The sequence below is a fragment of the Nocardiopsis lambiniae genome (assembly GCF_031845465.1).
Classification (GTDB): domain Bacteria; phylum Actinomycetota; class Actinomycetes; order Streptosporangiales; family Streptosporangiaceae; genus Nocardiopsis; species Nocardiopsis lambiniae.
The window spans coordinates 1-22,946 of sequence record NZ_JAVREP010000004.1; the positions used below are offsets into that span (position 1 = coordinate 1).

General features: G+C 69.8%; 20 protein-coding genes and 1 pseudogene. 5 read left to right on the forward strand and 16 right to left on the reverse strand.

Translation table 11 applies throughout. The features are described from left to right. Nucleotides 1–139 (reverse strand): annotated as a pseudogene (locus RM479_RS07685) (siderophore-interacting protein); the annotation flags it as partial. Between the two features lie 14 nt (nt 140–153). Here RM479_RS07685 and RM479_RS07690 point away from each other — a divergent pair. Continuing rightward, nucleotides 154–375, forward strand: coding sequence for a DUF3817 domain-containing protein (locus tag RM479_RS07690; protein WP_397221600.1), 222 nt, complete (start codon nt 154–156; stop codon nt 373–375). Between the two features lie 283 nt (nt 376–658). On the opposite strand, the gene RM479_RS07695 is transcribed toward RM479_RS07690, so the two are convergent. Further along, on the reverse strand, nt 659–3,814 hold the full coding sequence (locus RM479_RS07695) for a BTAD domain-containing putative transcriptional regulator (protein ID WP_311511027.1): 3,156 nt from the start codon (nt 3,812–3,814) through the stop codon (nt 659–661). Nucleotides 3,815–3,870: 56 nt separating this feature from the next. Between RM479_RS07695 and RM479_RS07700 the strand changes: the two genes are divergently transcribed. Next, complete coding sequence (locus tag RM479_RS07700) at nt 3,871–4,623, forward strand: SDR family NAD(P)-dependent oxidoreductase (protein ID WP_311511028.1); 753 nt, start codon at nt 3,871–3,873, stop codon at nt 4,621–4,623. Nucleotides 4,624–4,753: 130 nt separating this feature from the next. Here RM479_RS07700 and RM479_RS07705 read toward each other — a convergent pair whose 3' ends face one another. The 3 genes from RM479_RS07705 to RM479_RS07715 all read right to left on the reverse strand — a co-directional run bounded on the left by RM479_RS07705 (nt 4,754) and on the right by RM479_RS07715 (nt 11,348). Beyond that, a complete protein-coding gene (locus RM479_RS07705) occupies nt 4,754–5,215 on the reverse strand; it encodes a GNAT family N-acetyltransferase (RefSeq protein WP_311511029.1) in 462 nt (153 codons plus the stop codon). A 140-nt stretch (nt 5,216–5,355) separates the two neighbouring features. After that, nucleotides 5,356–7,770 carry an NACHT domain-containing protein gene (locus tag RM479_RS07710; protein WP_311511030.1) on the reverse strand — a complete coding sequence of 805 codons (2,415 nt, stop codon included), beginning with the start codon at nt 7,768–7,770 and terminating at the stop codon, nt 5,356–5,358. A gap of 1,037 nt (nt 7,771–8,807) precedes the next feature. After that, complete coding sequence (locus RM479_RS07715; RefSeq protein ID WP_311511031.1) at nt 8,808–11,348, reverse strand: M14 family zinc carboxypeptidase; 2,541 nt, start codon at nt 11,346–11,348, stop codon at nt 8,808–8,810. A gap of 431 nt (nt 11,349–11,779) precedes the next feature. Here RM479_RS07715 and RM479_RS07720 point away from each other — a divergent pair, with 431 nt between their 5' ends. The 3 genes from RM479_RS07720 to RM479_RS07730 all read left to right on the forward strand — a co-directional run bounded on the left by RM479_RS07720 (nt 11,780) and on the right by RM479_RS07730 (nt 13,969). Next, nucleotides 11,780–13,099 (forward strand): multidrug effflux MFS transporter, encoded by a 1,320-nt coding sequence (locus RM479_RS07720; protein ID WP_311511032.1) that lies wholly within the window; start codon nt 11,780–11,782, stop codon nt 13,097–13,099. A 57-nt stretch (nt 13,100–13,156) separates the two neighbouring features. Next, on the forward strand, nt 13,157–13,675 hold the full coding sequence (locus tag RM479_RS07725; protein WP_311511033.1) for a pyridoxamine 5'-phosphate oxidase family protein: 519 nt from the start codon (nt 13,157–13,159) through the stop codon (nt 13,673–13,675). Nucleotides 13,676–13,762: 87 nt separating this feature from the next. After that, nucleotides 13,763–13,969, forward strand: a complete 207-nt coding sequence (locus tag RM479_RS07730; protein WP_311511034.1) for a hypothetical protein — start codon at nt 13,763–13,765, stop codon at nt 13,967–13,969. 40 nt (nt 13,970–14,009) lie between these two features. Here the strand turns inward: RM479_RS07730 and RM479_RS07735 are convergent, their stop codons facing one another. The 11 genes from RM479_RS07735 to RM479_RS07785 form a co-directional block, all read right to left on the reverse strand. After that, nucleotides 14,010–16,301: an exo-beta-d-1,3/1,6-glucosidase gene (locus RM479_RS07735; protein ID WP_311511035.1), complete on the reverse strand. Its 2,292-nt coding sequence runs from the start codon at nt 16,299–16,301 to the stop codon at nt 14,010–14,012. 374 nt (nt 16,302–16,675) lie between these two features. After that, entirely contained in the window at nt 16,676–17,647 is a 972-nt protein-coding gene (locus RM479_RS07740) for an alpha/beta hydrolase family esterase (protein ID WP_311511036.1), read from the reverse strand. Between the two features lie 126 nt (nt 17,648–17,773). Further along, nucleotides 17,774–18,172: a gas vesicle protein K gene (locus RM479_RS07745; protein WP_311511037.1), complete on the reverse strand. Its 399-nt coding sequence runs from the start codon at nt 18,170–18,172 to the stop codon at nt 17,774–17,776. Further along, nucleotides 18,169–18,426 (reverse strand): gas vesicle protein, encoded by a 258-nt coding sequence (locus tag RM479_RS07750; RefSeq protein ID WP_311511292.1) that lies wholly within the window; start codon nt 18,424–18,426, stop codon nt 18,169–18,171. Before RM479_RS07750 ends, RM479_RS07745 begins: the two co-directional genes overlap by 4 nt. A gap of 80 nt (nt 18,427–18,506) precedes the next feature. After that, on the reverse strand, nt 18,507–19,298 hold the full coding sequence (locus RM479_RS07755) for a GvpL/GvpF family gas vesicle protein (protein WP_311511038.1): 792 nt from the start codon (nt 19,296–19,298) through the stop codon (nt 18,507–18,509). Next, nucleotides 19,295–19,711 carry a gas vesicle protein gene (locus RM479_RS07760; protein WP_449589930.1) on the reverse strand — a complete coding sequence of 139 codons (417 nt, stop codon included), beginning with the start codon at nt 19,709–19,711 and terminating at the stop codon, nt 19,295–19,297. The genes RM479_RS07755 and RM479_RS07760 overlap by 4 nt, the downstream gene beginning before the upstream one ends. A gap of 18 nt (nt 19,712–19,729) precedes the next feature. Beyond that, nucleotides 19,730–20,791, reverse strand: coding sequence for an SRPBCC family protein (locus RM479_RS07765; RefSeq protein WP_311511039.1), 1,062 nt, complete (start codon nt 20,789–20,791; stop codon nt 19,730–19,732). Further along, nucleotides 20,784–21,452: a hypothetical protein gene (locus RM479_RS07770; RefSeq protein WP_311511040.1), complete on the reverse strand. Its 669-nt coding sequence runs from the start codon at nt 21,450–21,452 to the stop codon at nt 20,784–20,786. Before RM479_RS07770 ends, RM479_RS07765 begins: the two co-directional genes overlap by 8 nt. 13 nt (nt 21,453–21,465) lie before the next feature. Then, nucleotides 21,466–21,696, reverse strand: coding sequence for a gas vesicle protein GvpG (locus tag RM479_RS07775; protein ID WP_311511041.1), 231 nt, complete (start codon nt 21,694–21,696; stop codon nt 21,466–21,468). Between the two features lie 31 nt (nt 21,697–21,727). Continuing rightward, nucleotides 21,728–22,495, reverse strand: coding sequence for a GvpL/GvpF family gas vesicle protein (locus RM479_RS07780; protein WP_311511042.1), 768 nt, complete (start codon nt 22,493–22,495; stop codon nt 21,728–21,730). Next, on the reverse strand, nt 22,492–22,920 hold the full coding sequence (locus tag RM479_RS07785) for a gas vesicle structural protein GvpA (RefSeq protein WP_311511043.1): 429 nt from the start codon (nt 22,918–22,920) through the stop codon (nt 22,492–22,494). Before RM479_RS07785 ends, RM479_RS07780 begins: the two co-directional genes overlap by 4 nt. Between the last annotated feature and the right edge of the window lie 26 nt (nt 22,921–22,946).

Genomic DNA, 22,946 nt, shown 5'->3' on the forward strand with positions numbered 1-22,946 from the left:
ACTCGTCGTCCTCCGCGTCGTGGTGGTCGAGGTTGGCGGTGCCGCGCCGCCGGTAACCGTCGACCTCGCAGGTGACGTTGCGAACGAACCCGCGCTCCTTGAGCAGGCGGCGGATCGGCTTGAGCGTGTCGGCCTCGCCGCGACGAGCGGGGCGTGGAGATCTTCGGCATGCTGCACGGGATCGCCTTCGTCCTCTACGCGCTCGTCTGCCTGGTCTCGGCCGTCCACCTGCGCTGGGGCGTGTGGCCGACCCTGCTGGCACTGGCCGCCTCCGTGCCGCCCCTGTGCACGCTGATCGCCGACCGGTGGCTGCACCGCAGCGGACGCCTGCCCCGGGTCCTCGACACCGAGCCCGTCCCGGAGACCGTGGGCTGAACCGCCCCCGCCGGCCTGCACGGAGAGGCCGCCTTCCGCTCTCTCCCCGCGACGCGGAAGGCATCGGGTCAAGGGAATGCGCGGCACCGGAGAAGCCTTTTCGGGAAGGGTGTCCGATAAATCCCGTCGCGGTCCGGGGCGGATGCCGGGAAAGCCACCCGGGCACACGTGGCGCACACCGGTCGGAAACGGACGGAAACGTCCGGAAAGGGTTCCCTTTCCCTTTTCGATCGTCTTCCACGCCTCGGCCGTGTCCCCCGACCGCGCACGCGACCGAGGCGCGTCAGGGCAGGACGCGCGCCAGGGCCCGGTCCACGTCCCAGCGTTCGACCTCGGTCAACGGCGCGCCGGCACTCTCGCGCAGTCCGGCGGCGCGGGCCAGCAGGTCCGCGGCCACCGTGTGCTCCCCCGCCAGGGAACGGGCACCGGCCTCGCCCTCCAGAGCCAGGGCGATGGCCCGGGGATCACCGCTGAGACGGGCCCGCTCCCGGCCACGGGCGTGCAATTCCAGGGCCCGCTCCGATTCCCCCCGTTGTTCGGCGATATAGCCCAGTTGGGTGAGGATGAACGCCGCGCCGACGTGACCCTCGGTGCGGTGATTCCATTCCAGCCAGCGGGTGAGCGACCGCTCGGCACGGTCCAGGTCGCCGCGCCGACGCGCGATCAGCGCGATGCCCGCGTCGGCGAACTGCCGGGCCACCGCGTCGTCCTGTTCCTCGGCCGACCGCAGGGCGCGTTCGTGCAGGGCGTCGGCGCGGTCCAGGTCACCGGTGAGCAGGGCGACGCGCCCCAGCCCGGCCAGGTGGCGGGAGACGACGAGGTCCAGGCGCAGGTCCCGGGCGATCCGCAGACCCTCCTCGTGGCGACGGGCGGCGTCGTCCAGGTCGCCCCGGGCCTCGGCGATCCGGGCCAGGGCGTCGGAGGCCTGGAGGAGACCCCACGGGTCGCCCAGGTCGCGCAGGGCGGCCTCGGCCTCCCGTCCGGCGGTCGAGGCCTCGGAAAGGTCGCCCCGCCCGAAGGCCGCCAGGGCGAGGGTGACCTGTGACAGGGCCGCGCCCCAGCGGTCCCCGGCCTCTCGGGCCGTCTCGTGGGCGGCGGCGACCCTGGCGGTGGCGACGGCCGGATCACCGAGCGCCCACCGGGTGAACTCGGCGAACCAGGTCAGCCGCGCCCGGGCCACCGGATCCCCGATCCGCCTCAGGTGGTCGTGGACGTCGTCCCGCCACCGCTCGTCGTCGGTGGCGTGCACCGCCAACGCGGCCCGCAGCACCGCGGCCCGCGCCCGCGACTCCCCCGACACGACGGAGACATCGTCCCCGACGGACCCGTCGGGGACGGCGGCCCCGGTGGTCCCGACCGACCCGGCGGGGGTGTCCGGGAGGGCGAGGGCGGTGTCCAGAGCCACGCGGGCCTCTCCCGCCCGGCCGCGCAGGAAGCGGTACCAGGTCAGGGCGACCACGAGCCGCAGCGCGGTGCGCGCGTCGCCGGACCGGGCGGCGAACGCGGAGGCGGCGCGCAGGTTGGCGTTCTCCCGATCCAGGAGGGCGAGCGCCCGAGCCTGTCCCGGACCGCGCAGCCGACCGTCGGCGTCCTCCGCCACGGCGGCGAAGTGGGCGGCGTGGCGGGCGCGCGTCCCCTCCTCCTCCGACTCCGACAGGTGTTCCAGGGCGTAGGCCGCCACCGACTCCGGCAACCGGTACCGGGTCCCCTCCGCGTGGGTCGTCGTCACCACCAGCGACCGGTCCACGAGCGCGCCGACCAGCTCCGACGACCCCCCGCAGACCGTGTCGACGGCGGCCGGGTCGCAGCCGTCGGCGAACACCGCCAGCCGGGACAGCAGGGCGCGTTCCGGACCGGTGAGGGGCTCCCAGCTCCAGTCGATGGCGGCGCGCAGGGTGCGCTGGCGGGCGGGCGCGTCCCGGCGGCCCCCGCCCAGCAGGGCGAACCGGTCGTCGAGGCGGGCCGCCAGGTCGGTCGCGCGCAGGTGGCGCAGGCGGGTGGCGGCCAGCTCCAGGGCCAGGGGGATGCCGTCCAGGCGGCGACAGAGCTCGGCGATCGCCGCGACGGTGTCCGGGTCGGTGCCCGGCCTGGCGCCCGCGGCCTCGGCGCGGGCCAGGAACAGGCGGGCCGCCCCCGAGGCGGCCAGCGCCCGCGGGGTGTCGTCGACGGGCACGTCCAGGGGCGCCAGCGGGTACAGGTACTCCCCCGCCACGGACAGGGGCACCTGGGAGGTGGCCAGGATCCGCAGGTCGGACACCCCCGCCAGCAACCGGGCGGCCAGGTCGGCGACCCCCTCGACGAGATGCTCGCAGTTGTCCAGGACCAGCAGGGCGCGCCGTCCGCGCAGCAGCGCGCCGATCCGGCCCGTGAGCGGCCCGTCCCCGTCGCGCACGCCGAGCGCGGTGGCCAACGCGGTCACCGGGTCTCCCTCGGAGTCCAGGGCGGCCAGGTCCACCGGCCGGGCCGGGTCGCCGGCGGCGACGGCGCGCGCCACCGCCAGGGCCAGGCTGGTCTTGCCCACCCCGCCGGGACCGGTGACGGTGATCAGGCGGTGCCGGTCGAGGAGGTCGCGCAGGGTCGCCGCCTCCGTGTCGCGACCCACCAGGTCCACCACGGCGGCGGGCAGGTTCCCGGCGGGCGGCGCGGGGATCAGGCCGTCGTCCTGGACGAGGATCGCGCGGTGCAGGGCGACCAGTTCCGGCCCGGGGTCCACGCCCAGGTCGTCGGCCAGACGGGTGCGCAGCAGGTCGTAGTGGCGCAGGGCCTCGCCCTGACGGCCGGCGGCGTACAGGGCTCGGATCAGGGCGGCGTGCAACCGCTCACGGTAGGGGTGCTCCCGGGCCGGTGGGGCCAGGGCGTCGGCGAGTTCGACGTGCGCGCCCAGGTCGAGGCGGGCCTCGGCGAGGTCCTCCAGCGCGGTCAGCCGCCGTTCCTCCAGGTGGGCGGCGGCCTCGCGGACCGGCTCCAGGTCGGTGAAACCGGCCGCGGCGGACCCCCGCCACAGGTCCAGCGCCCGGGTGAGCAGGTCGACGCGCCCGCGCGGATCGGCGGTGTCCCCGGCCCGGTCGACCAGGTCCTCGAATCGGACGAGGTCCGGCTCGACGGCGTCCAGCAGGTACCCGGGCGGTCGGTGCCGCACCAGGGCGCGGCTGCCCGTCTCGGCGCGCTCCAGGGCACCGCGCAACTGGGACACCCGGGCCTGGAGCACGGCCCTGGGCCGGGCGGGCGGGTCCTCCCCCCACAGGTCGTGGATCAGCCGGTCGGTGGGGACCACGCGCCCCCGGGCCAGCAGGAGGAGCACGAGGAGGGAGCGGACCTTGGTGTCGTGGACGGGCACGGGCGTCCCGTCCTCGGCCCGTACCTCCAGCGGACCCAACACCCCGAAGCGCATGGGCTCACCGTAGCGTTCCCGTAGGACACCCGTGGCGGAGGGCGACATCGTGATCCCACCGGGGGCGGCGAGGTGCCGCCCCGTGAGAGGGAACGGGGACCGACATGGGCGTCTACGAGAACCGCAGGGCCGTGGTCATCGGCGGGACGCACGGCATGGGCCTGGGCGTGGTGGAGGGACTGCTCGCCGGCGGGGCCCGGGTGCTGCTGACCGGAAACAACGAGAAGAACCTGGAGGCGGTGCGCGGCCGGCTGGGCCCGGACGTGTACGCGGTACGGGCGAACGTCGCCGACCCGGCCGACACCGACGCCCTCGCGGAGACCGTGGAGGGCACGCTGGGCGGTATCGACCTCCTGCACGTCAACGTGGGCGTCTCCGAACTCGGGATGTTCCCCGAGACCACCGAGGAGTCCTTCGACTGGATGTTCTCGATCAACGTCAAGGGGGTGTTCTTCACCGTGCAGCGGCTGCTGCCGCTGTTGGCCGACGGTGGGGCGATCGTGTTCACCACCTCGATCACCAACGCGACCGGGTCGTCGGGCATGGCCGTGTACAGCGGGACCAAGGGCGCGGTGATGGCGTTCGCCCGGGTGCTCGCCGCCGAACTGCTGCCGCGCGGGATCCGGGTGAACGCGGTGGCGCCCGGGTTCGTCCACACCCCCTCGGGCGGGTTCACCCGCGCCACCGATGCGGAGAAGGCGGAGATGGAGCGGATCGGCGACGAGGCCACCCCGATGGGGCGACACGGCACCATCGCCGAGGTGGCGCGGGCCGTGCTGTTCCTGGGGTTCGAGGCGACCTTCACGACCGGGATGGAACTGCCGGTGGACGGAGGCCTGGGCCAGGGTCTGCAGTGACCGGACGTGTCCGTCCGGTGAGCGCCCCGGAGCGGACGGGTGCCGGGCGCCGCCGGGCGGGCGGTGCTCGGACGCCGCTCCGGGGAGGCGGGCCGTTCGGCGCGGGCGTCCGGTCGGGCGTCGCCGCACCTCAGTCCAGGAGGAACTCGCCGACGACCTCGCCCTCGTCCACCCGACCGGTCTTACGGAAGCCGAGCCGAAGGTAGAAGTCCTCGGGGGACCCCTCGCCGGGCACCCACGAGACGGTCACCCGCTTCTGGCCCCGACGCCGGGCCTCCGCCAGGACCGTCTCCACGGCGAACCCGCCGTAGCCCTTGCCCTGTTCGCCCTCGGCGACGTTGAGCCGCCAGATCCCGCAACGGTGATCGGGGTCGTCCTCGTCGGGGTCGAAGGCGGCCATGACGAACGCGACGGGCCGGTCCCCGTCCAGGATCAGTCGGGGCCAGGCGGTCTCGCGTGAGGCGTAGGCCTCGGCGAGGGAGTGGACGACGGGGGCGACGAACGTGTTCTGGTCCTCGCGGACCCGCACCTTGATCGCGGCACGGACGTTCTCGGGGGTGATCTCCACCGCGCGGAGGGATGAGCTGTTCATGCCGGACACCCTAGATACCGACACCGACGGATCACCACGGGTTTTCGTCGTCCAACGCCCGTCGCCCGCCCGCTACCGGTTCAGGGATCTTCCATCAAAGGGCAGGGGCGACCGGCACCCAAGCGTTGTGGAATGGATTCTCATCTGCTCTCGACCCTGTCCCAGAATTCACGCACGCCCGACTGCGTTCCATCGTTGGCCAAGATCGCTGCGGCATTGCATTTTAATCGCAGCCTGACTTTTGGCTCGCCGCTGGCAGCGAGAGTTTCAAGCGTAGCCAACTCTGTCGAACTCAGGTCACTGACAAAATTCTTCCAGTAATCCGGACCGTAAGCCTGGGTCCACTTCAGCCTGTTTTCTTCCGCCTGGTGATTGCGGCGCAGAATCACCGACATTTCTGCTTTTCTCGAAAAGTTCGTCAGGAAGTGACGCGCGGCCAGCACATCGGTGGTGGGGGAGACATCGGATTCTTCCTCCGCGTCCACGACTTCCGCTCCGTGCTTTCGAAGCGCCGTGAGGATTTTTTCCTTTCGATCGAAAAGCTCACTGGTGAGAAGCAACTCGATCAGGTCGGCGTGGCGCACGCCCCTCAACCCGGAAAGATCTTCGGAGGGACCTACTCTACGAATTTTCTTGACCCTGGTATCTTCGAGATCGAGACGCCATCCCGAAGCGCCCGGGAGGACCAGCGAGGAAACTTCGCAATGGAGCATGCGAAAATGACCGAACTGCACTTCACCAAGATCGAGCTCATCCGTGAATATGGCGTTGGATATATCAACGTCAGGAATTCTTTTTGTTTCACTTATCAGGGTGGACCAGAGCGATCCGAGGTTGGTCGCGGCGACGGTCGACTCTCTGTGGCGTTCGAATTCGAAAATTCCCGGAAGAAATCCCTTGATGGCCTCAGCGATTTTCTCTGCTCCGGACGTTGCCACTACACTTGTGACGGTGGCCGACCTCCAGTGGGACTGTTGCAGCATGGTTCTGAAAAGATTGACGTGGCCGGCTTCGAGGTACTGGCTTGCCGCACCCGCCAAGAACTGATCGAAGAACAGTTCATGTTGAAATCGGAAGCGCGACGCAGACGTGTCATCCGAACTGGAAGTGATACCACAGAGCACAGGAAGTCGCTGCTTTAAATGACGCCTTCCGGGACTCGTTAGTTCTTCGCCGATGGCACTCTCCGCCGCAAGTTCCAATTCACTGATATCGGCTTCTCTCTCTTCGTTGCTCGCCATGAACTCGGCTACACACTCGAACATGCGTCGAAGTTCCGAACTGCTGAGCAGGGCTTTGTCCGACTGCCCCAGGGTCAGCTTTCCCTCTTCGCGCTCAACGTACTTTTTAAGCAAGTGCTCGGTGAGCGTACCAAATTCTTCGCCATTTTCGCTTGGCGATAGTATCATTTCAATGAAAGCACGGGCGAAGAAAGGGAGGCCAAGCAACTGGAGATCATGTTCTGACAGGCGTTCCAGGTTTTCCCGATGAACACCATGATCTTCTAGAAAAGAAATGACATCGCCAGAAGTCCAGCGTTGCACTTCCGCAATGCGGTGGCGCACGAGTGGAAGTCCTTGCTTATTGGCACGCTCCACGCTGGAACGGTACTGGCCCATGTAGTATGAGGAGCGGGCGGATACGACGACCACGCCACGCCCGCCGAGTTCGTTGAGCCACGGCCGCAGCGATCCGATGGCATCACTATAACCAACGCCACCCAGAAGTTCATCGAAACCATCGATGAGAAGTGTCATCAGTCCATTGCGGCAGAGAGCTTTCACACCGGCATCGGTAAGATTCCGGGTGGACGCGACCGCGCTCGATACCACCGTTGGCAGGCTATCGAGAACCTGTCCGGTGGAACGGACGTAAAGAAAAAGGGCCTGATCCGAGGACCGGCCTTCCTCCAGCGCCTTTTCAACGGTCTGAGCCCTGGTTTTTGCTGCGTTCACCATGGCCCTGGTCTTACCGATACCGGCCTCTCCGTTGATGAACACCACTTGGGTTTGCCCTCGGTTGGCTTGAAGATCCTCATCGACCCCGTCGATGAGTTGGTTGAACGTACAGGCCGGCTGGGAGTGACTACCATCCATGTCAGAAACGATGACCTTGGCCATCCGGGTGGTATTCGATTCTCGCGGCGGCCAACCCAGTGTCTCGGCCTCCTCTTTGGCGAGTTGTGTCTCGATCTGCTCCAATTTCTGTCGTAAACGTGTGGCTACGACTCGCCAGTTGGCCAGTGACCTCAAGTATTCAGAGTACAGAACCCACCCGTCTTCGCCTCTCCATTGCCTTGTGTCGTTGGGACCGAGACGGAAGTAGTCCCGCCGAGGTTGGGTTCCCGTTCCTTCACCGGTTGCCTTGGTCCAATAAAATTCAAACCCCTGTTCGCTTTCCGAGTACACGGGGGAGGAATCCTCATCAGCGAATCCCTGAATGTCTCTCTCGACGTCTTTGGCAAAATAATTCAATGCATTGTTTTCTTTTACTCCTTCCTTGAGGAGTGGGTGAAGTGCACTGATGATGGTTTCTTCTGATGTGGTGACGAACACTTTTCTTCCACCGAAACTGAGGTATGTGGGATTGGACCCCCGGGACCTGGAGAAAAGATGCCACTCACTTTCCCCCGTGACGTACATGAAAGGCCACAACACCACTTCTTCCTGATTCCAAACAAGTGAAGGGCGACGTGGCCTCGATGAATTCTGGTGGTCCCCGGAGAGACGGAGTTCAGCTCCGGACAGACATTCGATGATGATATCGGAAACGGACTCTATGAGATTATCAAGAGTAGTCAACTCATTCTGCCCGGTGGGCAGAGGGCCACCGTGACTGATGTGATCACGAAGACGCTTGACATTGCGGAGTTCTCCTGGAGCTTCAGACACACCCTGGTCATAGATTTTCAGAACGTCACTGATGGCCCGACCCACCCGAGACGCCGAAGGCTTCTGGCATTGTTCCAGCTTCGGCCCCGTTCGACGCAGTATTCCAATCCACTCACCAAGCCCAGGGGCCCTGCCGATAGGAGAATCCGACAAGCCAGAGGACCGAATCGTGGAAGAAGCCAGCAATGCAAGAAAGCGGAAATCGAAGTCAAGAATGGAAAACCCTTCGTGAACACTTCGAGGGCGTTCCGAGACTGAAGAATAAGAGGACATCATATAAAGAAATACTGCCCGTGGCGTTTCAATCACTGGACCTCCGACATGGCATTGGATCGACTCACTGCGCCCACCTTATCGATTCCCAGGAGATCCCACCAGAATTAATCACAAAATGATCCCAATGGGGCGTTCTTTGCACCTTGGGCTTTTTGTGTGAAATAAAACAAAAAAGACTTTTTGATGCGTTCCGTGTCCTGATCGCCACTTCGATGCGCCACCACGACCAGGATGAGGACCGCACGTCGTCGTCTCGTTTCATCGACACCTGACCGGGCACGGCGCTCGTGTCGCCGGGCCGGCCGCCGGGTGCGCGTGGACGGTGTCCGCGATGGCGGCGTCTCCGTCTCCGCCCACTGCGACGGTTCCCGACCCCGCACCCCGGGCCGCCCCGGGAACCCCGGGGCGGCCCGTCACGTGCGGACTCAGTTCTCCGGAGTGGACGACGCCCAGTAAAGGGACTGGGCGACCTGGCCGAAGAGGCCCTTGGGGTGATGGCGGAACATCGGCTCGGTGCCGAAGAGCACGACCGGGGCGCCCTGCGCCGTGCCGCTGATCACCGACGCCCGCCCGGCCGCCGCGTCGGGCCCGCCGGAACCGTTGGCGGCGGGCCGCCAGTGCCCGGCCACGAGCGGGTCGTCGCCGTAGGCCTGCTCCACCTGCACTCCCTCGCCGAGCCCGGTGAACCAGCCCGGCGAGTACACGAACGCGTGCCCGCCGGTCCCGGTGAGCACCCCCTCCCCCGCCGTCACGGCCACCACGCCGTTGGCGTCGGAGCGGCCCGCGACCCGGGTCGCCGCCAGCAGTCCCGCCTGGTCGTTGAGGCGGGCGCCGGTCGCGCCCCGGCCCACCAGGCCGCCCCCGGAGGCCAGGAACCCGTCCAGGGCCGCGCGGGCGTCGGCGTCGAGGCCGGTGTAGGTCAGACCGGCGCCCGCGTAGAGCACGTCCACCTCCGACCAGTCGAATCCGGCGTTGAGCACCGCCGTGGACACCGGCACCAGGTCGAACCCGAGCGCGTCCAGGGTGAAGACCTCGTCGGCGGCGCCCGCCACCGCCACGGTGACCGGTTCCAGGACGGCGCCGCCCGGTTCGGCGGCGGCCTCGAACACCGAGCCGTGGCGGTCCGCGGCCCCTTCCACCGCGTCGGCGGCCTCGGGTGCGATGACGGCGCCGCCCTCGGCCCAGGTCACCTCGGCCCCGGCGGCGAGCACCTCGTTGAGGGCTGCCGCGTCGGAGCCGTCGGTCACCGTCAACCGCCAGCCGGCCGCGCCGGGCGCGTCCACCCGCCCGGTGGGCGCGGCCACGGTGACCGGCGCGGTCGCGACCGTGACGGCCTCCTGGACCGGATCGACCTCGGCGCCCCACAGGAACCCGTGACTCCAGCCGGAGATGTCGTACATCGCCTCGACGTCGTCGCTGATGTCGCGGCCGGCCTCCAACAGCACGTTGGCCATGCCGCGTTTGGGCTGGTGCATGTCCACCACGTGGGAGCCCGCCGGGTAGTCCTCCCCCGCCACGGTGAACGACTCCTCGGCGCGCCCCACCCGGACGTCGTTGGCGATGAGGAAGTCGACCAGTCGCGCGGTGGCGCGGTCGGTACCGGGCAGCACGTAGGCGCGCGGGAACTCGGTGGTGTACACGTCCTCGGGACCGAACCCGGGCACCCAGCCCTCGGGCGGCACGACCTGCTCCTCACCGGCCGCGCCCCGACGGAAGACCTCGATCTGGTCGCCGACCAGTTTCTCGCGGTTCTCCCGGGCGAAGTCGATGGTGGCCTCGATGGTGGCGGCGGAGATGTCGGTGTTGATCGCCGCGCGCCGCCGCAGTTCCTCCTCGGGCAGGTTCCCGTAGTCGGCGTTGTTCACCCGCATCGGGAACTCGACCGTGGCCGAGGCGACCGCGCCCTGGTAGGGGGCGTACATGGGGGTGAAGACGGGCGGCCAGTCGTCCCATCCGTCGGTGCTGTCGCGGAACGGGATCTGCGGCGGCAGCACCCCGTCGTCCTCGGGCGTGTACCCCAGCTCCAGGACGGCCTCCTCCATCCTGAGCGCGTTCTCGTACGTGTTCTCGATGAAGATGTCGTACTCGTAGTTCTGGCCGTGCGGGGGCGTGCAGGGCTCGATGAGGGTGCCGTTGACGTACCCGTGCTGGTCCACCATGACCAGCGGCTGGGTGTCGATCATCACCTGGCGCACCGCCGCGGTCTCCGGCTGGGACACCGTGACGAAGTCGCGGTTGAGGTCGAACCCGGCCGCGTTGGCCCGGGTCCCCGCCACCCGGCCGTCGGGGTTGGCGGTGAGCACGAAGTACAGCCGCGTCCCCTCCAGCATCTCCTCGGTGTCGGCGTTCCCGCTCGTCGCCAGCTCCTCGATGACCCGCAGCGAGGCGTCCGTGCCCTCCCACTCGTTGCCGTGGATGTTGGCGTTGACCAGCACCGGGGCCTTGTACCGGTCGGGCAGGGTGCGGTCGCGGTCGGCCCGCTCGGGATCGTCGGAGATGAGTTCGCGCATCCGCCGCTGCCGGTCGGCCCGGGCCCGGTTCTCCGGTTCGGTGACCGTGACCAGGTAAAGGTCCCGCCCCCGGGTGCTGGTGCCGATGACCTCGGCGCTGACCCGGTCGGAGGTCTCCATGAGGTCGTTGAGGGTCGGGGCGAGCTCGTGGTACGGGGTCAGGCCGAGCTTGATGGAGTGGTCGGCGGGGTCCTCGGGGTGGACCGGGAGTGCGTCCTGGCGCGGGTAGGGGGCGGTGTCGTCGACGCCGGGCGCCCGGGGCGCGGGGGCGGCGAAGGTCTGCGCGGGCGCCGGGAACGGGGCGGCGGCGACGTCGTGGCGTTCGGGTCCGTTGCCGTGTTCTCGCTGGGCGGGATCGGCCAGGGCGGGCGCCGGGGCGGCGAGCACGCCGGCGGCGACCGCCACGGCCACGGCCGTCAGCGCGGCACGCCGGTGGGCGGGTGGGGATGGGTACACGGGGGTCCTTCCTGGGGGGCGTCCCCTGCTTCCTACCGGGGCGTCGCCCGGCGGACAAGACGTGCAGCGGTGAAAAGACCGTTTCGTGCGACATCCGGTCGTGTTACCGGCCCCCTGACCTGGCACGGTGTCGGATCGGTGCCGCGTCTACCGCAGGCCGGCGCCCGCACGCGCCGATTCCCTCCATGGGGGTCGTCACTCCGCCCCGGATCGCCCGCCCCACAGGGGATCCCGGCACCGTAATCCGGATCACGGGATTTTCCGGGTCGAGCGGGGATTGCCCTCCCCCGATCACGTGTTGGAGGCGGGAGTGCGGCCCTTCCGGGTCATTCACGGCGCCCCGCCCGAAGGCGGCTCACGGCGGCCATGCGCACAGTGCGTTCCGCGCACCCCAGAACATCCCTTTCTCTTCCGGTAATGGAGATTCTCCGGTGACCCTTGCCTCCGTGCGCCCCGATCGCCGCCACGCGGCGACCCCGACACTCCCGACGACCCCCTCCGTCCCGGCGCCCCCGCCGCGGTCGACGCCCCCCACGGCCGGTCCCGGCCGTGCCCGCGCGCTGCTGCTCATCGTGGTGCTGGGCGCCCTGTCGGCCATCGGCCCCCTGGCCACCGACCTGTACCTGCCGGCGCTCCCGGAGATCGCCGCCGACCTGAACACCAGCGAGTCCGCCGTCAAACTGACCCTGACCTCGGTCATGGCCGGCATGGCGCTGGGCCAGCTGGTGGTGGGCCCGCTCAGCGACCGGTGGGGGCGGCGCGGTCCGCTGCTGGTGGGCACCATCGTGTTCACCCTCTCCACCGGAGCCATCGCGTTCGCCCCGAACGTGGAGGTCTTCACCGTTCTCCGGTTCGTCCAGGGCCTGTCGGCCGCGGCCGGGCTGGTCGTGTCCCGGGCGATCGTGCGCGACGTGTTCGACGGTGACGCCGCCGCCACGTTCTTCTCCCGGCTGGTGCTGCTGTCGGGCCTGGCCCCGATGCTGGGCCCGATCCTGGGCGGGCAGCTGCTGGTCATCGGCCCCTGGCCGCTGCTGTTCGGCGTGCTGGGCGCGGCCGGGCTGCTCACCACCGTTCTGGTGTGGTGGGCGCTGCCCGAGAGCCTGCCGGTGGAGCGGCGCACGGCGGTGGACCCGCGCGGTCAGCTACGGGTGTTCGGAGCCCTGCTGCGCGATGTCCGGTTCATCGTGCCGACCATGACGCTCGCGCTGAGCTTCGGGATGAGCTTCACCTACATCTCGGCGTTCTCGTTCGTGTCCCGCAACGAGCTGGGGGCCGACGCCCGCCAGTTCGCCCTGGTGTTCGCGGTGACCACGCTCGGCATGATCGTGGGCAACCAGATCAACGCCATGCTCATCAGGCGGGTGGAGATCCACCGCCGGCTGATCCTGGGCCTGGCCGGGTCGATCGCCTCGGTGGTGGCGCTGGGCGTCCTGGACGTCTCCGGTTCGGCCTCCCTGCTCTCGGTGACCGTCGCCCTGTTCGTGATGATGCTGTTCACCGGGCTGGTCTCCCCGAACGCGACGGCGCTGGCGTTGGCCGGGCAGCCCTCGCGCACGGCCGGGAGCGGCTCGGCGCTGCTGGGCACCCTCCAGTTCGGCATCGGGTCCGCGGTGGCGGCCCTGGCCGGCCTGGGCGGGTCGGTGACCCTGTCGGGCATGACCGCGGTCATGCTCACCGCCGCCGTCGGCGCGGCCTCGGTGTTCGCGTTGGCGGCGGTGCCCGCGAGACGCGCCCGCGCCGCGACCGTGTGAATGTCGGCACGGAACGTTAATCTGGGCGGTTCACGTAAGGCGACCCGGGGGGAGCGCATGTCCACTTTTCCGAACCCGCAGGCCCGATCGTTGACCTCGCAGGAGCCCGGTGAGTGGGGGGAGACGCTGGCGCGGTTGACCCGGGGCACGGGGACGGCCTGGTTGACGGTGTCGCGTCCCGACGGGACGCCGCACACCCGCCCGGTGCTGGCCGTCTGGGTGGGCGGTCAGCCGTTCCTGGCCTCCGGTGAGGGCACCGCCAAGTCCCGGTTGCTGACCGGCTCACCGCAGGTGAGCCTGGCGTTCGCCGTGGAGGGGATGGACGCCGTGGTGGAGGGGGTCGCCGAGCGGGTCGGTGACCGCGATCGCCTCACCTGGGTGGCGGCGGCCTACGCCGAACGGTACGGGTGGGCGCCCGAGCCGGGTGAAGGGGGGTTGATCGGCGCCGAGGGTGCACCGACGGCCGGTCCGCCCCCGTACCTCGTGTACACGGTGGTGCCCTCCACGGTGTTCGCGTTCCCCACCGGGGAGGACGGCCCGGCCCCCACTCGTTGGCGATTCGACGTGTGGCCGTGACCCTCATCGGGTGAAACGTGCCAGTCTCAGGGGTAAAGGTCGGTCAGAACACCGTGGGCCGCCCCCGACCCCCTCTGGAGACGGAAGATGCGCGTGAAGATCGTTCTCTCGACCCTCGTCGTTCTATGGCTGGCGATCGGCGTGGTGGCCGTGTTCCAGCGCGGGCTGTTCAGTGACAACCCCTCGTGTTCCAACGTCGGCTACACGCTCGGGACCGTCTTCGTCGGACCGTTGAACTACATGGGGGTGAACCCGACCATCGAGTGCCCGGCCCTGCCCGAACCCTCCGAGTGATCGACGCGGTGGGGCGGGGTCTCCCCCGCCCCACCGGCGCTCATGCGCGGACGGTGAAGGTGGCCCGCAGCAGGTCCTCCTCGCGGGAGGAGGGCCCCACCCGCAGCTCGAAGTCGCCCGGCTCCACCCGTCGCGCCCCGGCCGCGTCCACCAGGGTGCACTCGGCCACCGGTACCTCCACCGTCACCCGGCGGCTCTCCCCCGGGGCCAGCTCCACCCACCGGTAGGCCTTGAGCTCCCGGTCGGCCCAGGTGACCGAGGTGACGGTGTCGGAGACGTAGACCTGCACCGTCTCCAGCGCGGGCCGGCCACCGGTGTTGGCGACGGTCACCTCGGCGCGCACGACGTCGTCGGCGCCGACCTCGCCCCGCTCCACGGTCAGGTCGGAGTAGGCGACCGTCGTGTAGCCCAGCCCCTCCCCGAACACGAACGCGGGTCGCTGGGTCAGATCCGCGTAGCGGTCGCCGTGCTGGCCGCGCACCTGGTTGTAGTAGGTCGGCTGCTGCCCGGCGTGGCGGGCGTAGGAGATCGGCAACCGCCCGGACGGCTCGATGAGCCCGAGCAGGAGCTCGGCGACGGCCCGGCCGCCCTGCATGCCGGGGTTGGCGGCGTGCACCAGGGCCGCCGCGCCGAGCGCCGACGCGGGCAGCACCAGCGGCTTGGAGGAGATGACCACGACCGTCATCGGGGTGCCGGTGGCGGCCAGCGCGTCCAGCAGCGCGGTCTGGGCGCCGACGAGTTCCAGGGTGGCGGTGGAGCGCCCCTCCCCCACCAGTTCGATGCGGTCGCCGACGACGGCGACGACGTGGTCGGCGGCCTCGGCGGCGGCGACCGCCTCGGCGATCATCGTCTCGTCGGGTTCGGCCGCGTGGACCACCGACGGTCGGGGCTGGCCGTCGGGGAAGGTGTCCCCGGCCGGGTCGGGACCCCAGTGGCAGATGTCCGCGCCCCGGGCGTGGACGACCTTCCAACCTTCGGGGGCGTGGTCGCGCAGCCCGTCCAGGACGGTGCGGGTCATCTCGCGGGGATGGCCGTCGGGGAGCCAGTCGACCTGACCGGAGGCGCCCGCCCAGTCGCCGAGCTGGGTGTGGGGGTCGTCGGCGTTGGGTCCGACGACCGCGATGATGCGCACGGCCTCGTCGGCGCGGGCGCGGGCCCGACCGGAGTCGTCGGCCTCGCGGGCGTCGGTCAGCGGCAGGGTGCCGTCGTTGGCGAGCAGGACCAGGGAGCGCCGGGCCACCTCCAGGTTCAGCTCGGTGTGCTCCCGGGAGCCGATGACGGCGCGTTGGCGGGCCGCGTCGGGGTGGCGGGGGTTCTCGAACAGGCCCAGCTCGAACTTGAGGGTGAGGACGCGGGCGACGGCGGCGTCGATCTCGGACTCGGTGAGCGTCCCGAGGGCGACGGCCTCCTGGGCTGCCTCGAAGAAGGCGGGGGTGGCCATCACCATGTCGTTGCCGGCCCGGACGGCGGCGGCAGCGGCGGCCGTCTGGTCGGGCTTGATGCGCTGTTCCCACACCATGCGGCCGACGTTGTCCCAGTCGGTGACCAGGGTGCCGGTGTAGCCCCACTCGCCGCGCAGCACCTCGTCGAGCAGCCAGGAGTTGATCGTGATCGGTACCCCGTCCATGGACTGGTAGCCGAGCATGAAGGTGCGGCACCCTTCGCGCGCGACCCGTTCGAAGGGGGGCAGGAACCAGGAGCGGAGCTTGCGCCGGGACAGGTCGGCCTCGCTGGCGTCCCGGCCGCCCTGGGTCTCGGAGTAACCGGCGAAGTGCTTGGCGCAGGCCAGGATCGCGGTGGGGTCGTCCAGGCCGGCGCCCTGGTAGCCGCGCACCATGGCGGAGGCGTACTCGCCGATGAGGAAGGGGTCCTCGCCGAAGGTCTCCCCGACACGCCCCCAGCGCAGGTCGCGCGTGATGCACAGGACGGGGGAGAAGGTCCAGTGGATCCCGGTGGCGGCGGCCTCCACGGCGGTGGCGCGGGCGACCCGTTCGAGCAGGTCGGGGTCCCAGGTGGCGGCCATCCCGAGCTGGGTGGGGAAGATGGTGGCGCCCTCCCAGAAGGAGTGTCCGTGGATGCAGTCCTCGGCGATGAGCAGGGGAACGCGCAGCCGGGTCCGTTCGGTGAGCTCGGCCGCCTCCAGGACCGACTCGGGCGAGGTGTGCAGCAGCGAACCGACGTGCATGTCCTCCACCAGTGGGCGCACCCCGCCTCGGGCGTCCAGTTGGAGCATCTGCCCGACCTTCTCCGGCAGGGTCATCCGGGCCAGTAGGTCGGCGACCCGTTCTGCGACACTCCGTGAGGGGTCGAGGTAGGGGTGCGGGGCGTTCACCGGGGCTCCTCCTGTGATTACAGAGCGCGTCGAAGGGTTACCGTAAGGCATGGGAGCGATCCCATGAGGGCTACGCTACGACACCGGACCTTGTCCCACGACGTCGGGCCCCTCGACATCGGCGGCCCGATCGTCCCTTTCGTCCACCCCTTTCCCCTCGGGCGAACGCCGCCACGGCCGGAGCCCGAGGGCCCGGCCCGCGGTCCGCGCCACGAAGGGGTGTCGGCGCGGGCGATGCCGATCGCGTCCCGCGACCGCCGGTGGACGGCCGCCGGCTCCTCCCGCCACGTCATGACCCGTTCTCCGCTCATCGTCCCCCTCGTGGCGAAGTCCAGGAGAAGACGACAGGATCCCGGACGGGCCGCCGGTTCTCCTCAGGGCCCCGTCCGGTCCAGGGGAAGGTGATGCCGGGCCAGGAACCGCCACAGCTCGTGGTGGGCCTCCACGGTGTCGGTGGTGCGCCCCTCGTCACCGGAGACGTCGGCCCCCGGCCAGGTGTGCCCGCCGCCGTCCACCACCAGGTGACGCACGTGGGCGCCCTGATCGCATCCGGACCACTCCAGGACCGTGACGTCGAGACCGGACCGGGTCGTCTCCGGACCGGACCGACAACCGTTGGCGAGGGCGCGGTCGGCGTTCCAACGGGCGAGGTCGGGCAGGCCGCGCTCGACGTCGCCCGTGTAGGGGGTGGTGGCGTCGTCGGTGCCGTGGAAGGACACGATCGGAACCGGCCGGGCCGGGTCGCACTCCAGGCCGTGGGGGTAGAACGCGCCCGCCACCGTGGCGATCGCGGCGATGCGGTCGGGGATCGCGCAGGCCAGGACCACGGCGAAACCGCCGCCGTTGGACATGCCGACGGCGTGGATCCGGGTACGGTCCGCGCAGAGTCCGGCCTCCACCGTGTCGAGGAGGGCACGGGTGAAGGCCACGTCGTCCACCCCGGGCGGGGAGTAGGGGGCGCCCTGCCACGCCGATCGGTCGTCGTCACCGATGAGGCCGTCGGGCAGGACGACGACGGCGGGCAGCCCGGTCAACCCCGACCACTCGGCCATGCGTTCGCCGCTGCCCCCGCGTCCGTGGTAGGCCAGCAGCACCGGCCAGGAACGGTGTTCGGTATAGCCCGGGGGCAGGTGGAGCAGGTAGGAACGTTCCGCTCCTCCGCTGGTCAGCGAGTACCGCACCGTGGCGCCCGGTTCGTGGGGCGGGGACAGCCCGCACCCCGTGGAGCGGTGGGCGGCGACCGGGTCGTCGGGGAGCGGGATCGTCGCCCCCGGCACGGTCACCATCAGGGCCGCCAGGGTGAGAACGAGCGCCGAGCGGCCGAGTGCGCGGACCGGACGTGGCAACGACGCTCCCCATCTACTGTCCGAAACGATGCCTTGATCTCTCGATGACGTTATCGCCCACCGAGGGTGAAAAGGGCTCTCCGACGCTCGGATGGGGAATCGGGTCGGAAAACGCAGAGATCCGGTTCAGTCCCGAGGCAGCAGGGAGCCCAGCGGCCCCAGATCGAGGTTGAGGTCGGCGGCGGTCAGGTCATAGCGCTCACGCAGTTCGGTCATGCGCTCCTCCAAGAGCATCAACGTCATGCCGACGCGCTCCTCCTGCTCCTCGCTCAGGTCTCCCTGGTCCATTCTGCGCAGGGCCTGGCGTTCCATGAGCTGGCGCACCAGTTCCACCACCGTGAGGACCAGCTTGATCAGGTCCCGTTCCACCGTGTCGGGGTCGGTGGACAGCCGTCGCCCCACCGGGCCCGAGCCCCGCCCGGCACCGGTCGCGGCTCCGGAGCCGCGGGGGTCCGAGGCCCGGCGCTGCGCGTCGGAACGCTCGGGGTCCCGCCCCTCCCGTCCGGCCCGTGCGTTCTCCGTCATGATCGCCCTTTCGCCGTTCGGCTCCGATCGGCCCCCGTCACCGGACGCAGGGGGTGGCCGTGTTCCCAGGGCGAGGGGACGTCCTCTCCGATGGACGAGATCAGGGCGCGCAACGAGATGCGGACGAGGTCGACGTCGGCGATGGAGACCGTCAGGTCACCGGTGATCACGACCCCCGCGCCCAGGACCCGGTCGAGCAGGTCCACCAGCGCCACCTCCCGGTCGAGCCACGGCTCGTCCACCCCGCGCGCCATCGAGAAGGCCCGCCTCCCCTCGGGCTCCCCGAAGGGAACGATCACGCCCCGGTCCGGCCCGCCGCCACCTCCCGACCCGTTCACGACCCTTCACCGTCCATCTCCAGCGAGGCGAAGGAATAGGGGGCCCACGGCCCCGACACCTCCACCCTGGCCTCGCCCGGCGCCTGCTCCCTCAACCGCCCCACCGCGCCCAGGAACGACGCGACGTCCTCCTCGTCGACGAGGTAGGCCGCGTTCATGACGTTCTCGCCCTCCACCCGGGACAGCGCGGCGGACTGGGGACGATGCGTCCGCCGGTCGCGCGACCGCTGGAGCAGTTCGGCGTCGATCCGATCGCACAGATCACCCACCAGCCGCCATCCCTCGTCGCGTCGGCGGTGCCGCTCGCGGCGTCTGCGCAGGTACTCCCTGCCGGATCCGGGGCCCCGTTCGGCCGGCGCGTCCTCGGTGGGGGAGGTCGGAACGGAGAAGACCTTCACAGCGAACTCGACCCGGCCGTCCAACCGGCGCAGCACGGAGTCGAAGGCCGCGTGCTCGCGTTCCAGGACCCGCCGCACCCGTTCGTCGTCGCGGTAGAGGGTGGCCAGCCGCAGGGGCACGGCCACGGCGCTCCGGGTCACCGCGTCCACCACCGTGTGGTGGGCCCGTGCCACCTCCTCCAGCCACACCAGGTCCTCGAACCGTTCCTTGAGGGCCTCCTCGTCGAACTCGGCCGCGGGCACCGCGCTGACCACCGCGGCGAGGCCGTCGCACTCGACGGTACGGACGGGGCGACCACCCACGCCGCGCACGCCCTCGAAGGGATCGGGGCCGGGACCGGGCGCGCGGGTCACCGCGTAGAGGTAGCTGATCTCCGCCGTACCGCTCATCCGTCCTCGCCTTCGGCCGTCGTCCGTTCCCCGGATCCCTCCTGTTCGGCCTCGTCCCCGGCCTGGATCTCGGCACGCGCTTCGAGTGCCTCGATCCGCTCCCGCAGACGCCGGTTCTCCTCGGCCAGTTCGTCGTCGTCGCGGTCCCGCGCCTTGGAGGAGAGCGCCGGGTCGTTCTCCCACCAGTCGATGCCCATCTCCTTGGCCTTGTCCACCGACGCCACGAGCAGCCGCAGCTTGATCGTGAGCAGTTCGATGTCGAGCAGGTTGATCTGGATGTCGCCGGCGATGACGATGCCCTTGTCGAGCACGCGTTCCAGGACGTCGGCCAGGCTCGCCGATGACGCGGGCGCGGCCAGGTTCCTTCCGTCCCGGGTCATGGGCGCCCTCTGCCAGGGAGCGGGTTCACTCACAGACCCTCCAGAATCCGGTCAGCGCTCTTGCGCGTCGTCCTCGTCCTCGTCCTCCTCGTACTCCAGCTCCTCCTCGGGCTCCTCTTCCTCCCCGTCCTCGTCAGGCTCCTCCTCGTCCTCGGGCTCCTCTTCCTCCCCGAAGTCCTCGTCCTCCTCGGCCTCCCCGGCCTCCTCGTCGTGCTCCTCCTCGGCCTCATCGGATTCGGAGCGTGACTCCTCCTGTTCGCGTTCCATGGCCTCGTCGTGGGAGACCACGACCTCGCTGTCCCGGATCTCGCCCCGCCATCCCTCCAGTTCCTCGGTCTCCTGCTGGGCCATCATCATGAGGTGGCGGCGGTAGTGCTTGAGGTCGAGACGCAGACGACGCCCCTGGGCCCGCCACAGATTGCCGGTGCGCTCGAAGAACCCGACGGGCCGGTACTCGGTCACCAGCAGGACCCGGGTGATGTTCTCGCCCAGCGGGTGGAAGGTGACCGCGCCCTTGGTGGTGCCCTTGTCCCCCTCGGTCTCCCAGGCGATCCGGTAGTCCTGGATCTGTTCGGTGATGGTGGCGTCCCAGCGCCGGTTGGACCAGAAGATCTTCGCGTTCCAGCGCGAGGCGGTCTCGTCGTCCCCCTCGTGGACGCTGATCACCCCTTTGGCGAAGCGCCCGAAGTCGGGGAAGGCGGACCACTGGTTGTAGGCGGCGCGGACCGGGACGCCGACGTCGATGTCCTCGACGATGGTGATCGGCCACTTGCCGCCCGCTCCCCCGCCTCCACCTCCGGATCCGCCCCCGGATCCGCCACCCATGCCCGGAAGCTTGCCGACCAGGCCCTTGGCCTTGTCCTTGATCCCCTTGCCGCCCTCGACCACGGCGCCCTTGGCGATCCGGGTGCCGAGGGAGGATCCGTCATCGGAGTCGCCTCCGCCGACGAGTCGTTCGACGGTGTGCCCCAGCGACTTCGCCGATTGCGTCACGACGCTCTTGGCCTTCGCGGAGGCGTAGCCCTGCACCGCGTCCGCCAGTTGAGACGTGGCGGGGTTCCTGTCGGCGAGCTCGCGCAACCGGGCGAGAGGGCCCGCGTTGTCCTCAGCCATCCTTCGCACCCTCTTCTTCCCCGGCGGACTTGCGCGCGCGGCTTCCGGTCGATCCGCTCTTGGTGGAACGCTTGCGCGCGGCGGGTTTGCGCGAACCGGTCCCACCGCTCGTGCTCCGGGACCGCCCGCCCTGTCCGCTCTTGGCGGTGGAGGCGCGGCGCCGCCGCGGCTTCTCGGGCGGCTTCTCCTCGTCCTCGTCCTTCTCCTCGTCCTCGGCCTTCTCCGCCTTCCCCTCGTCCTTCTCCTCTTCTTCTTCCTCCGCCTTCTCCGGCTCCCCCTCTTCCTCCTCGGCCTTCTCCTCGTCCTCGGTCTGCTCCTGCTCGTCCTTCTCCTCGTCCGTCGGCTCCCCGTTTCCGCCGTTGAGACGTTCGGTGCGCTCGTTCAAGGCACCGGCCATGCGTTCGGCCCAGCCCGTCACGAGGGTGTCCACCGTGCTCTTGCCCACGCCGGTCAGCTGCTCGCGGGTCTCCTTCTTCAGCTGATCCAGGAGCGGTGAGGAGGCGATCTCACCCTTGATCTCCCGGACCAGTTCGCGCGGGTCGATCTTCAACTTCTTCATCGCGATGTACATGGCCAGCGCGACGGCGAGCTTGAACTTCCGCCGCCGCCCGAGCACGTACCCCGCGCCCGCGGCCACCAGGATCTGCGCGCTTCCCGCCATGAGTCCCTCTCCCTCACCGAAGACCGTGGAAACGCTCGGCCTCGGCCAGGCGTTCCAATAATTGGTCCTCGATGCCATCGAATTCTTCTTCGCTCATCTCACCCGCTTCGAAACGGCGGAAAGCATCCGTGAGCATTCCCCGAATGGCCGCCAGATCGTAATAATCTCTTTCCGCCGCTTCGAGAACACGCTCCGCGGTCCAGCCGACGAAGCGGAGTGGGGCGGCCGGCGACGTCAGGATCATGCGTAAAAGGCCCATGGCGCATCCGTTCGTCTCACATCGGGTCACCGGTCGCCGGGTCGGGCTCGTCCGGCCCGGTCACGAAGCTGTAGGGAGGCAGCGGCCCGTTGACGCCGAGACTGACATGCGCCAACTCCCGGTCGAGCAGGCCCGTCACACGCTCGACCTCTTTCACGCCCTCCTGGTCGACCAGGAGGGACACGTTGACCAGACATCCGGCCACCGCGGCCGAGGATCCCAGCACCAGCCGGTCGGTCACGCCGGACAGGGCCCGCACGATCGCCTCCGCGTCGGCGGCGGCCAGCTCCTCCACGGCGTTCACCACCGCCTCCCCGAAGTCCATGCGCTCGGGGATCGATCCGCCGTCGGCCTCGCGCAGCCTCCGGTTGGTGTCACGGAGCCGCTCGTCGCGTTCGAGCACGACCCTGAGCGCCCGATCCTCGTCGTGGAAGGCCTTGACGTTCACCTCGACCCGGCCCTCGACCTCCGAGAGCAGGTTCTCGTACCGCTCGCGCGAACGCTCCAGTTCCTCCGCCACGGAGCCCTCCCCCTCGGCCACGACGCCGAAGCGCAGGGGCAGGACCGGGCCCAAGGCGATCAGGGCCTCCAGGACCTTCTGATGCGCGACGAGGTCGCGGCGTCTGGGGCGCAGGTCCTCGGGTGCGGGGCTGACGGCGGCTGCCAGCCCCGCGGCGCGTACCGGGGTCACCTCGCCCGGCGGGTCGCCCACACCCGCGAACGCGAACTCCTCCGGGAGGGAGGAGTCCCGGAGGATGCCGTAGACGTAGAGGCCCGCGTTCATTCCGACTCCTTCGTGGACGAGCGACGCCGAGACCTCGTGGAGGTGCGCTCCTTCTTCTCGGACTCCTCCTTGTCGGACTCCTCGGAGTCGTCGCTCTTGAAGGGCTCGGTGACGGCCTCGGTGACACCGCGCAGCGCGCCCTTGGTCTTGCCCTCCGCGCCCTTCTCCACGGTCCCGCCCACGAGGTCGGGCAGCCCCACGCCTCCACTACTGGAAAGGTCGAGGCGGTTGCAGGCCTCGGCGAAGCGGAGATAGGTGTCCACGCTGGCCACGACGATGCGGATGTCGATGGTGATGAGCTCGATGCCGACCAGGCTGACACGGACGAAGACGTCGATCACCAGCCCCTTGTCGAGGATGAGGTCCAGGACGTCGTAGAGTCCGCCCGGTCGGGCGCTGTTACCTGCCTGCTGCATGACGGTCATGGGTTCGGCCTTCCTCGGAGGGGTCG

Coding starts and splice junctions, on each gene's coding strand:
- RM479_RS07750 (WP_311511292.1), bottom strand. CDS start 18,426: ATGGCGCGCGGGGTGGACGAGCCGTGGCTCGACCGGGAGGTGGCGCTG.
- RM479_RS07770 (WP_311511040.1), bottom strand. CDS start 21,452: ATGGCGGGAAGCGCGCAGATCCTGGTGGCCGCGGGCGCGGGGTACGTG.
- RM479_RS07730 (WP_311511034.1), top strand. CDS start 13,763: ATGCGCGTGAAGATCGTTCTCTCGACCCTCGTCGTTCTATGGCTGGCG.
- RM479_RS07695 (WP_311511027.1), bottom strand. CDS start 3,814: ATGTCGCCCTCCGCCACGGGTGTCCTACGGGAACGCTACGGTGAGCCC.
- RM479_RS07745 (WP_311511037.1), bottom strand. CDS start 18,172: ATGACGGAGAACGCACGGGCCGGACGGGAGGGGCGGGACCCCGAGCGT.
- RM479_RS07780 (WP_311511042.1), bottom strand. CDS start 22,495: ATGAACGCGGGCCTCTACGTCTACGGCATCCTCCGGGACTCCTCCCTC.
- RM479_RS07755 (WP_311511038.1), bottom strand. CDS start 19,298: ATGAGCGGTACGGCGGAGATCAGCTACCTCTACGCGGTGACCCGCGCG.
- RM479_RS07705 (WP_311511029.1), bottom strand. CDS start 5,215: ATGAACAGCTCATCCCTCCGCGCGGTGGAGATCACCCCCGAGAACGTC.
- RM479_RS07700 (WP_311511028.1), top strand. CDS start 3,871: ATGGGCGTCTACGAGAACCGCAGGGCCGTGGTCATCGGCGGGACGCAC.
- RM479_RS07725 (WP_311511033.1), top strand. CDS start 13,157: ATGTCCACTTTTCCGAACCCGCAGGCCCGATCGTTGACCTCGCAGGAG.
- RM479_RS07775 (WP_311511041.1), bottom strand. CDS start 21,696: ATGATCCTGACGTCGCCGGCCGCCCCACTCCGCTTCGTCGGCTGGACC.
- RM479_RS07765 (WP_311511039.1), bottom strand. CDS start 20,791: ATGGCTGAGGACAACGCGGGCCCTCTCGCCCGGTTGCGCGAGCTCGCC.
- RM479_RS07785 (WP_311511043.1), bottom strand. CDS start 22,920: ATGACCGTCATGCAGCAGGCAGGTAACAGCGCCCGACCGGGCGGACTC.